Source organism: Mucilaginibacter sp. P4_G9, from assembly GCF_056400985.1.
In genome coordinates this window covers 1-10,833 of record NZ_JBFUKF010000178.1, presented here as the reverse complement: position 1 = coordinate 10,833, position 10,833 = coordinate 1, and the positions used below count along the sequence as shown (strand labels likewise).

Sequence of the window (10,833 nt, the reverse complement as noted above, 5' to 3'; positions counted from 1 at the left end):
GTATGTAGCGCCGGGCATAGAAGCGCAAATGGATGCGTTGGCCGATGGCGCCGATATTGTTGTTGCCACTCCCGACAGGGCAAGAGCCATTTACCTCAAACTTGCCCTTAACCTTAATAAGGTTGTTCTTTTTGTAGTTGATGATGCCGACGAGATGATTAAAAAAGGCATGCAATTACCTGTAATTGAACTGGCTAACAGCATTGGCAAAAGCCAGAAACTGGTATTTACCGAGGTAATGCACAGCAAACTGGAAAAAATGTTGGCGCCTTTTATGCATGAGCCTGCCATCATCGAAGTTGAAGCATTGGCAGAAAAACCGTTAGAAACACACCCGCAGTTATTATATAACGTACCAAACTTTGGCACCAAACTAAACCTGCTTAATTTGTTTATGTACGATGAGGAGTTATTTACCAAAACCGTTGTGTTTGTAAATACCCGTGCCACAGCAGATAAAGTTTATAAAAGCCTCCAAACCCGTCTACGTAGTGCCGTTGCCTATTTAAACCCACAATTTTTTGATAGCCCGGGTTTTAAAAGCATTGAAGACTTTAAGGCCGACGAAGGTTCAAGGGTACTGTTGGTAGCTAATGAAAATGAAGAAACCATTAACCTTACAGATATCCCCTTCCTGATCCATTTTGACCTGCCGGCAGAAAAAGAGATCTTCATTGAGCGCATAACTGACCATTTACCGGGTAGTGAAAACGAAACCATGGCGCTAACCTTTGCTACCGATCTTGAACTTAGCCAGGTTAAAAAGATTGAACAGGCCATTGGTAAAAAAATATCCCTTGCAGAGGTGCCCGAAGAATTAATAATTGAAAAAGATATAAAAGTTAAAAAGGAAGAGAAAGCGCCTAAGTCGAACCCCGATACTCCTATAGCAGGCGCGGCCTTTCACGAGAAAAAAGCGGCTAACTCAAAAACTTACAACTTTAGTTCGGGCCAAAAGGCTAAAATGAACAACAAGCGCAAGCACTAATTTTTTTTGGTAAAGTAGTGTATATACATGTCTTCAACTTTTTTGCGGGCCCAGGGTGTTTTGCGCAAAAATTTAAGGCTTGATGATATGCTGGGATCATCCAGGAAGCAATTGATCCTTATCTGGTAACCAAGTTCGGCCCAACCAAAACGGGCAACCAGTTCGTTCAGTATCGTTTCTAAAGTTTTTCCATGAAGCGGGTTATTTACTTGTTGCGGCATATGCAAAGTAAATAAATATGTTTTACATCTTTTCACCTTAAGTAGCCAAAGTGTTAAAAGAGCATGGGATTTTGAGTTCGTTTCCGGGAAACATAGTGTAAAATTACAAGGTATTTTATTAATTTAACCTTCGCTAAAGCATAACTAAATTTATCTATCCCCKTTTAAATATATTTGACCGGCAATACCAAATAATTACTTAATTTCCAACGTCAAAGTTGCATACACAATATACCCCATTTAATAAACATCCTGATATCAATGAGTGGATATAAGTTTTACCTGGTTTTATTTTTTCAAGCTATATCATTATTAGCAATTGCCCAGGATCAGCCTATTCATTTTCAGCACATCGGCAGCAAGGAGAACCTTTCAGAACTTAACGTCAATTCCATKATCCAGGGTAGCCGCGGCTTTATATGGGTAGGTACGCGCGACGGTTTAAACCGCTACGATGGCACTAAGTTTAAGATTTTCAGAAACAATATCAATGATAATACCAGCATCAGCAACAATTCTGTAAACCATATTGTTGAGGATAAAAATGGCGATATCTGGATAGCCACCAGCGGCGGTATTAATAAATACGATCGCCAAAAGAACCGCTTTTACCGTTATCTGCACAACGACAAACTACCAAACAGCCTTTCAAACAATTTCACTGTAAATGTTGCCCTGGATAAGGATGGCAATTTATGGATAGCTACTTTAAAGGATGGTGTTGATGAGTATATCATCAGCCAAAACAAATTTGTTCACTACAAGTACAACAAGGATGATCCACAAAGCCTGAGCGACGATCACGCGAGGGTTATTTATGTAGATGATAAAAAAAATATATGGATAGGTACCGCGTCTGGCCTAAATCTTTTTAATCCTAAAACCAAAAGTTTTACCAGTTTTAAATATGATGAAAACGACGACAGAACCATATCTTCCGACAGAATAACCAGCATTTTTGAGGATAGCAGCCACCGGCTATGGGTTGGCACCGGGAACGGATTAAACTTATATGATGCCAATACGCTAACTTTTAAACATTTTAAAAATATTGCCAATAACGCCAATTCGTTACCCTATAACGGGGTACAATGCATCAGCGAAGACAGTAACCATAATTTATGGATAGGTACTGAAAACGGCGGACTTAGCATTTTTAATTTTACCGAAGGCAAATTCAGTAACCACACCCAGGACGATATAGATAATAGCAGTATCCCCAGCAACTCTGTTGATGTGATATTGAAAGATAAGTTTGGCAATATGTGGCTAAGTACCTTTGCATCAGGTATCAGCTTTTATAAAAAGACAAATGAAAATTTTACCCAATTTAAACACAGCTCACGGCCCAACAGCTTATCCAATAATTTTGTACTAAGTATTACCGAAGATAAAAACCATAATATTTGGGTTGGCACTGATGGCGGCGGACTAAACCTGTTTGATATAAAAACAGGAACATTTAAAGTTTATCGTTTTGATGCCCGGGATAAAACGAGTATAGGGGGCAATAATAACCTGGCCTTAAAAGAAGATGACAAAAATAATTTATGGATAGGTACCTGGAGCGATGGTGTAAGCGTAATGAATCTGCAAACCCGTAAATTCAAAACATACAAACACAATGAAAACGACTCTACCAGCTTAGGCGGCGACAACGTATATGCTATAACAACCACCCTTGATCATAAAATATGGATTGGCACGCTTGGACAAGGGCTTGATTTATTTGATCCTAAAACAAATAGTTTTATTCATTACAGGCATAATGCAAGCGATCCTCACAGCCTCAGCAGCGATAATATTAATTCGCTTTTAGGCGACTCGAGAGGTAACCTTTGGGTTGGCACCAATGATGGCGGCTTAAACCTTTTTAATGCAACAAGCAATACATTTAAAACTTTTAAATATGATGCATCAAAAAACAGCTTGAGCAACAATTCTGCTCTTGATCTGTTCGAGGATCATTCGGGGAACATATGGATATGCACTTATAATGGTTTAAACCGTTTTGATCCCAAAACAAACAAATTTACCGTTTATAAAGCCAGGGATGGCTTGCCTAATGATTATGCTTATGCCATAAGGGAAGATAATAACAACAACCTTTGGATAAGCGGCAACAATGGTCTGTCAAGATTCAACCCGCGGACAAGAAGGTTCAGGAATTTTACTACTGATGATGGTTTGCAGGCCGATGAGTTTAAACCCCACTCCGCTGTAAAAAGTCATGATGGCACTTTATATTTCGGCGGAGTTAACGGATTCAACATGTTTGATCCTGATAGGATAACCCAAACCGTTTATGATCCTCCGCTGCGGTTAACCGATTTCCAGATATTTAATAATACTGTTCCTGTAGCCCAAACCGATGATGATCCCTCACCATTAAAAAGGGATATTACTGAAACAAAATCAATTACTTTAACCCATGAGCAATCGGTTATTTCTTTTGAGTTTGTATCACTGGATTTTGCCCAGGCTAATAAAAAAGAATATGCATACCAGTTAGAAAACTTCGATAACAACTGGAACTATGTGGGCACAAAAAATACTGCCACGTATACCAATTTACCGGCTGGCGACTATAAATTCAAGGTAAAAAGTCGTAACAGCGATGGCAAATGGTCAAAGCACGAACTTAGTTTAAATCTTACCGTTTTACCTCCTTTCTGGCTTACCTGGTGGTTTATTTCGGCCACAGCATTGTTTGTCCTTGCTTTAATTTATAACCTTTACCGGTGGAAAGTAAACAGCATAGAAAAACAAAAGCGTTTATTAGAAAAACAAGTTTCTGAACGTACTGCCGAGGTTTTATACCAGTCGGAAGCATTAAAAAAACAGTCGGATGATCTGCAGGTTCTAAATTCCGAACTGCAGGCACAATCTGAGGAGTTACAGGCCCTGAACGAGGAGCTGCTATCACAATCAGAAGAGCTTGAACTTCACATGGCTCAGGAAAAGGAGGCCCGCGAAGAGGCCGACAAAGCTAACCAGGCCAAAAGCGTATTCCTGGCCACCATGAGTCATGAGATACGTACGCCTATGAATGGCGTAATTGGCATGGCTTCACTTTTAAGTGAAACCGGGCTTAACCACGAACAACGCGAATACACAGATACGATTATATCATGCGGTGACAGTTTGGTTAACGTTATCAATGATATTCTTGATTTTTCGAAGATAGAATCGGGCAAAATGGATATGGAGAAAGAGGATTTCGACCTGCGCCATTGTATTGAAGATGTGCTCGACTTGTTTTCGCCTAAAGCATCGCAACAAGGCCTTGAGCTGGTTTACCAAATAGATCCTGCCCTGCCCAACCAGGTTATTGGTGACAGCCTTCGCCTTAAACAGGTGATTAGCAATTTAATCAGCAATGCCCTGAAGTTTACGCAACAGGGCGAAGTATTTATAAAGGTTTTCCTTTCAAAAACCCATAGTAACAGTGATATCGAGATAGGTTTTAGTGTGATGGATACCGGAATAGGCATCCATGAAAAAAAGATATCGAACTTGTTCAACGCATTTTGGCAGGCCGATTCATCTACCACGCGTAAATATGGCGGCACTGGCTTGGGTTTGGTTATCTGCCAGCGTTTGGTAAAACTAATGGGAGGTGATATTTGGGTAGAAAGTGTTTACGGTGAAGGATCGGTATTTGCGTTTACTATTAACGTGGCGGTAAGTCAAAAGCAATCTAAATATATACCGCTGGTATTTGATACTGCCATATTGGAAGGCAAAAAGGTATTGATTGTTGATGATAACAAAACCAACCTTTTTATCCTTAAAACCCAGTTAGAGCAATGGGGGCTGATTACTATAACCGCCTCGTCGGCAGCCGATGGCCTTGTATTACTGGCTAATGATAAAGATTACAATCTTATCATTACCGATATGGAAATGCCCGGGATGGATGGTGTTGTTTTTGCAACTGCTGTTAAAGCCCAATATGCGCAACTGCCCATTATTATGCTAAGCTCTGTTGGCGATGGTTCAAAAACAAAATATCCGGGGCTGTTCTCGGCAATATTAACCAAGCCGGTTAAACAAAATCAACTCGGTAAAAGCATCCAGGCCGAGTTGAAAGGTGATAGAAATCCCCCCGAAACAGAAACTAAAGCTGTAAAACTGCTTGATGAAAAATTTGCAGGTGAATTCCCGCTCAATATCCTGGTTGCCGAAGATAACCTGGTAAATCAAAAACTCATCAGCCGCATGCTAAACAAGCTGGGGTACGAATTTGCACTGGCCGAGACCGGTCTTGAAGTATTACAAAAATTAGATGAACAGGATTTTAACGTAATATTAATGGACATCCAGATGCCCGAAATGGATGGCTTTGAAGCAACCCGCTCTATCCGCAGGAGCAACCGTAAACTACAACCCTTCATTATAGCCATGACCGCAAACGCGGGCCCCGATGACCGTGACCAGTGCATTAGCGAAGGAATGGACGATTACATTGCCAAACCCATGAAACCGGAAGGTTTAATAGCGGTTTTAAAAGCGGCGCATAAGATGATGAGATTGGTGGGTATAAGCAAATAATATTCCCGCGAGATTAGTGTACGTAACTCGTGAATATAACGCTGCAAGCTCGCGGCAAATGATAAAACCTGGCGGCAGTTGAAAATTACCAGTACTTCTACCCCATCAATTCCTTCATCAATTTATCAAAGGCCTCTTTCATTTCGGCCAGGTCCTGTTCTAATTTGGCAACGCGGGCTTCAAGGCCACCGGATGATCGGCCGCCTGTTTCTTCCATTTCATCATCATCGCTTATTTCGGGTATACCGGCTAACAAATGTGCATAGCGCTGCTCTTTTTGTCCGGGGCGTTTAGGGAGTTGTACGATATAGGGCATAGCCGGGTCTGCCAGTTTCTCCAGCATTTCCTGCACTTCCTCAATGGATTCAAACTCATATAACCTGCCCGAATTGGTATTCAATTCACCCGGTGTTTGCGGGCCGCGCAATATCAGCAGGCAAATTAAAGCCACCTCGGCCGGTATCACGGGGAAGACTATTGCAAAATTGTGTTTGTATTTAATATTACGGATAGATCCCCCGGTTGCGGTCGATATCAGTCCGCGCCTTTTTAGCGTGTTCAGCGCCTCTGTAACAGTACTCTCATCATAGTTTACAACTGGCTTGCGCGATGTTTTTTGGTTACAGGCAGCAGTTAAACCATTGAGGGTCATTGGGTAATAATCCGGTGTGGTTTTGCTTTTTTCCATCAGTGAGCCAAGCACGCGCAGTTCGGCCGCGTCAAGTATGGGTAAAGTTTGTGGTGAATCCATGGCTAAATATAAGCAGCTTTTTATAACCGCAAAAAAATGTCGCTTATTTTTAAAAGTGTGGCCATACAACAGTTAATAATATAGTGCAAATCCGTTACTTTGTATAATAGGATTGAAGGGTAGCTTTTAGCTTTCGGCCTTCAGCTTTTGGCTTAAAAACATGTCTTTATTTATAACATCACTAAATTCGGGTAGTAATGGCAATTGCTATTATGTAGGGAACGAGCGGGAGGCTGTATTGGTTGATGCCGGCATATCATGCCGTGAAACTGAAAAACGCATGGCCAGGCTTGGACTTTCCATGAGCAAAGTAAAAGCCATTTTTGTATCCCATGAACATTCTGATCATATTCGCGGTATACCTGTATTAGCTAAAAAGTTTAACCTGCCGGTGTATATTACACCTGGTACATTACTTCATTTGGGCAATAGCGTAAACCTGCAACTGGTTCATCACCTGCGCGAATTTGAAACGGTAACTATTGGTGAACTGGAAATAACATCTTTCCCCAAAATACATGACGCTACCGAACCCCATAGTTTTATCATCAGCTGCCGCGATATTAAGGTGGGTGTATTTACCGACCTGGGGATTGTATGCGATCAACTGATCCGCTATTTTAGCCAGTGCCATGCCRCATTTTTGGAAGCTAATTATGACGAGGATATGTTGGAGCATGGCGGATACCCTTATCACCTGAAAAGACGGATCCGCGGCGGCAAAGGCCACCTGAGCAATAAACAGGCACTGGCATTGTTCATGACCCACCGACCGGCCCACATGACGCATTTGCTATTATCCCACCTATCTAAAAACAATAACGACCCTAAATTGGTAGAAGACCTGTTTACCAACTGCGCCGACGGGATCAAAATAGTAGTTGCATCAAGGTATGAGGAAACTCCCGTTTATTATATTGGCCATGCCGGTAATACCTTAGAAATAGCCGGTCAATTGAATTTGGGCTTTAATTCGCTGTAAAAAATTATTCTGTTGCCCTATCCTGCTTAAATATAGTGCTCAGCATTTCATATAGTTCTGGATGCCTGAGCTTCAATTCATCTGGCTTTTGGAAAAAATATTCGGCCACTACAGCAAAAAACTCCGCTTCGTTGGTAATGGCATAAGGATTAATATCCGATTCGCCCTCTTCTATTTTACGAATCTCCTGGTGAATCATTTTAAGCCAGGGCAGTACATATTCATGCGCCAGCAAATATTCGGGTACACCATTGGTTGCTCCGTCACTTTTATCCAGCAGGTGCACAAACTCATGAATGGCTGTATTCTCCTTCCCTGCCCACCTGGAAAAACCTTTGGTTAAAGCAGCCCGCGACAAAATCATCTGGCCATTCATATATCCTGTACCTACCATACCCAGTATACTGCGGTTTTCGCCTTCAAACTGAAACTCACTATCAAAAGTATCCGGGTATAATATTACGTTAGTTAAATTCCTGTACTCCCAATCCTTAAACCCAAAGATGGGGATCACCGCGCTTGAAGCTATCATCACCCTATCGGTATCATCAACTATAGTACCTACACCTTCAATAGTAATCCCGTTAAGAAATGTATTTATTTTCTGTTCAAATATTTGTTTGCCACCTTCATCCAATTGCTGATAAAATTGAATGTGCTGCGCCAGGATGGATCTGTAACCTGCATTAAGCGAGGCTGTTTTTGCCTTATTGCTCTTTAAAAAGAAATAAGCAACCAGGGCAAAAACAATAAAGCCGATTAAAATAAAAGCCATATGGTAAATATCAGTATTATGTAGAAGCTAAAAGCAGAATGCACAAAGCTTAAAGCTAATAGATTGATTTTCAATCTTATTTAATCAATTTATTTAAATTAATTAATAGACTCCATATAAGTAAGCAACAGCATAACCAAAGCAGCTATCAAAGTATTTAAAAAATTTACTGCATTGTTGCTCATATAATGTTTTCGCTCCAGCAATGCCCCCATTACCGAATCGCTTAAATTCCCTGTTGTTCCGGCAATAACAATCCAGATCATGTTTAAACTCCATCCAAAGCCAACGGCATAAATTACCGCTATCAAACAACTTCCTGCTATCCCTATCAATGTTCCTTCTAAACTAATCACACCATCGAGTCCCCGTTCATCAGCCTTCAGGGTAATAATATTGTAGAAACGCTTACCATAAACCGTACCCAATTCTGATGACAGCGTATCGGCCGTTGCTGAGGCAAAGCTGGCAGCCATCATTAGCACCAGTAAATGAGTGAGCTGAGGATATAGCAGCACCAATAATCCAATTATACCCGCTACACCCGCATTGGCCAGCACCTGCCCGGTTGCTCTGCCGCTTTTACGTTCTTCGGCAATAATAAAAGCTTGTTTTTTATTTTGTTGCCACGATGTAGCCGCGGATCCTAAAATAAAAAAGATGGTCATCATGGCAATACCGGTAAAACCGGCACCTGTAAAAACAAAATAAGCTACTAATCCCCCGGTTAACGCGGCAATAAAAGTTAGCTTTTTTGCTGTAACACTGTAAGATATGCCTGCAACAATGATAAGGGCCAGTAAGGTATTACTTGTGAACATAATAACCAAAGGTATTTATTGTGCCGGTAATTAAGCGTTCAATTCATACTTTTGCCACAGCATGAAAGATATTTTAGGTCAGGCCATACACAATCATTATCACAAAAATCCGCCGCACAAATTATGGATCAATAACCAGTATGGCCCAAAGGAAGAAATGCCGATAGAAATTTACTTCCGTGATGAGGACGATATGCCCGATATTGAATGGCTTGCAATTAATGAGTGCCGGGGTGAAGTACTTGACATTGGCGCAGGCGCAGGCAGCCACGCCCTGTTGCTGCAGGAACGCGGCTTTGATGTAACCGCCCTGGAGATCTCGGCCCTCGCTGCCGCTGTGATGCAGGCCCGTGGCGTAAAAAAAGTGATCACTGCTGATATATTTGAATATAAGGACCGCAAATACGATACCCTGCTATTACTGATGAACGGAATAGGCCTTACAGGAACACTAACAAACCTTAAAGTATTTTTAGCGCATGTAAAAAGCCTGCTTAATAAGGGCGGGCAGCTATTATTCGATTCGTCGGATATTGCTTACCTGTACGAAGGGAACCTTCCCGATACCGGTAAATACTACGGCGAGCTCAGCTACCAGTATCAATATAGCCGGGCAAAAACCGACTGGTTCCCATGGCTTTATGTTGATGAAAAAACATTGGCCACTATAGCCAAAGAAGCCGGGTTTGAAATGGAAGTTTTGTTGGAAGATGAGTATCAGCAGTATTTGGTGAGGCTAAGCCCCCTCTAAATCTCCCCCTGAAGGGGGAGACTTTTAAAAATTACCAGGACTATTAACTGATTTTCTCATTATAATTTTCCATATACTCCCTTGGCGAATTGCCTGTTACCGACCGGAATACCCGATTAAAATTGGTGATGCTTTTAAACCCGCATTTATAAGCCACCGATGCTATGCTATCTGATTTATTAGCTGTAAGCATTTTGCAGGCTTCATTAACGCGCACCTCGTTTAAAAAGGTTATAAAAGTATTGCCGGTGTGCTTTTTAAAATAGCGGCAAAAGGATTCGGATGTCATAAACGCCGCTTTGGCCACATTATCCAACGTAATTGCCTGCGTATAATTTTGTATAATGTAGTTGTATATATTGCCTATCCGTATCCCCTCGCTATCGGTAATACCCGGCAAATTTCCATAGGATGAAAGCGGTTGCAATTGCTCGCTTATCCCACTTAACTCTTTCATTAATTGAATAAACTGCACCAATTGGTCGCCGCCATTGGTATCTCTCAGGCCGGTAAGCTTAGCTACTATTTTATCAATATCGGCATTGGGCACTTTAAAACCCTGCTGGTGCTGATTAAGAAAAAGCTTATAAGCACGCATTTCGGGCAGATCAAAAAGAGGAGCAAGTATTCCATCAGGGTTAAAGAAGATGCTTAATGCACTTATAGCGCCTTCTGTTTCATTTTCAAAATACTCCGGGTTACTTTTAAATAAATGTGGCAGGTTGGCCCCTAATAAAAACACATCGCCGGGCCCAAAAGGATGCATGTTATTACCGGCAATGAGTGTGCCTTCGCCCTGCTGAATCCAGGTTAACTGTGTTTCTTTGTGCCTGTGCAGGTAGGGATAAAAATAAGGCAGGCTAAACTGATCGGCAATTACACTTTTATCGTGAGCAACAGGAATAGTAAACTGTAAAACCTTCATTTGGAAGCAATTACACTTTTATCGTGAGCAACAGGAATAGTAAACTGTAAAACCTTCATTTGGAA

General features: G+C 41.4%; 9 protein-coding genes. 4 read left to right on the top strand and 5 right to left on the bottom strand.

What is annotated here, in order from left to right:
- The coding region (locus tag AC1DPZ_RS15635; RefSeq protein WP_477404989.1) for a DEAD/DEAH box helicase at positions 1-988 on the top strand (988 nt) is incomplete at its 5' end.
- On the opposite strand, the gene AC1DPZ_RS15630 is transcribed toward AC1DPZ_RS15635, so the two are convergent.
- Positions 985-1,209, bottom strand: a complete 225-nt coding sequence (locus AC1DPZ_RS15630) for a VF530 family protein (protein WP_477404987.1) — start codon at positions 1,207-1,209, stop codon at positions 985-987. The two genes, AC1DPZ_RS15635 and AC1DPZ_RS15630, sit on opposite strands and share 4 nt — an antisense overlap.
- Positions 1,210-1,470: 261 nt before the next feature.
- On the opposite strand from AC1DPZ_RS15630, the gene AC1DPZ_RS15625 reads away from it, so the two are divergent.
- Positions 1,471-5,763: a hybrid sensor histidine kinase/response regulator gene (locus tag AC1DPZ_RS15625; protein ID WP_477404985.1), complete on the top strand. Its 4,293-nt coding sequence runs from the start codon at positions 1,471-1,473 to the stop codon at positions 5,761-5,763.
- Positions 5,764-5,860: 97 nt separating this feature from the next.
- Here the strand turns inward: AC1DPZ_RS15625 and AC1DPZ_RS15620 are convergent, their stop codons facing one another.
- Complete coding sequence (locus tag AC1DPZ_RS15620; RefSeq protein WP_477404983.1) at positions 5,861-6,514, bottom strand: YceH family protein; 654 nt, start codon at positions 6,512-6,514, stop codon at positions 5,861-5,863.
- Between the two features lie 160 nt (positions 6,515-6,674).
- Between AC1DPZ_RS15620 and AC1DPZ_RS15615 the strand changes: the two genes are divergently transcribed.
- A complete protein-coding gene (locus AC1DPZ_RS15615; protein ID WP_477404981.1) occupies positions 6,675-7,496 on the top strand; it encodes an MBL fold metallo-hydrolase in 822 nt (273 codons plus the stop codon).
- Positions 7,497-7,500: 4 nt separating this feature from the next.
- Here the strand turns inward: AC1DPZ_RS15615 and AC1DPZ_RS15610 are convergent, their stop codons facing one another.
- Both AC1DPZ_RS15610 and AC1DPZ_RS15605 read right to left on the bottom strand, forming a co-directional pair.
- Positions 7,501-8,271: a M90 family metallopeptidase gene (locus tag AC1DPZ_RS15610; RefSeq protein WP_477404979.1), complete on the bottom strand. Its 771-nt coding sequence runs from the start codon at positions 8,269-8,271 to the stop codon at positions 7,501-7,503.
- A 98-nt stretch (positions 8,272-8,369) separates the two neighbouring features.
- Entirely contained in the window at positions 8,370-9,092 is a 723-nt protein-coding gene (locus AC1DPZ_RS15605; protein ID WP_477404977.1) for a DUF92 domain-containing protein, read from the bottom strand.
- A 61-nt stretch (positions 9,093-9,153) separates the two neighbouring features.
- Here AC1DPZ_RS15605 and AC1DPZ_RS15600 point away from each other — a divergent pair, with 61 nt between their 5' ends.
- Positions 9,154-9,843, top strand: a complete 690-nt coding sequence (locus AC1DPZ_RS15600) for a class I SAM-dependent methyltransferase (protein ID WP_477404975.1) — start codon at positions 9,154-9,156, stop codon at positions 9,841-9,843.
- 43 nt (positions 9,844-9,886) lie between these two features.
- On the opposite strand, the gene AC1DPZ_RS15595 is transcribed toward AC1DPZ_RS15600, so the two are convergent.
- Positions 9,887-10,768, bottom strand: coding sequence for an AraC family transcriptional regulator (locus AC1DPZ_RS15595; protein ID WP_477404973.1), 882 nt, complete (start codon positions 10,766-10,768; stop codon positions 9,887-9,889).
- Between the last annotated feature and the right edge of the window lie 65 nt (positions 10,769-10,833).

What these genes read in the sequence shown, in the direction of transcription:
- AC1DPZ_RS15630 (WP_477404987.1), bottom strand. Translation starts at nt 1,209, where the DNA reads ATGCCGCAACAAGTAAATAACCCGCTTCATGGAAAAACTTTAGAAACG.
- AC1DPZ_RS15620 (WP_477404983.1), bottom strand. Translation starts at nt 6,514, where the DNA reads ATGGATTCACCACAAACTTTACCCATACTTGACGCGGCCGAACTGCGC.
- AC1DPZ_RS15610 (WP_477404979.1), bottom strand. Translation starts at nt 8,271, where the DNA reads ATGGCTTTTATTTTAATCGGCTTTATTGTTTTTGCCCTGGTTGCTTAT.
- AC1DPZ_RS15605 (WP_477404977.1), bottom strand. Translation starts at nt 9,092, where the DNA reads ATGTTCACAAGTAATACCTTACTGGCCCTTATCATTGTTGCAGGCATA.
- AC1DPZ_RS15600 (WP_477404975.1), top strand. Translation starts at nt 9,154, where the DNA reads ATGAAAGATATTTTAGGTCAGGCCATACACAATCATTATCACAAAAAT.
- AC1DPZ_RS15595 (WP_477404973.1), bottom strand. Translation starts at nt 10,768, where the DNA reads ATGAAGGTTTTACAGTTTACTATTCCTGTTGCTCACGATAAAAGTGTA.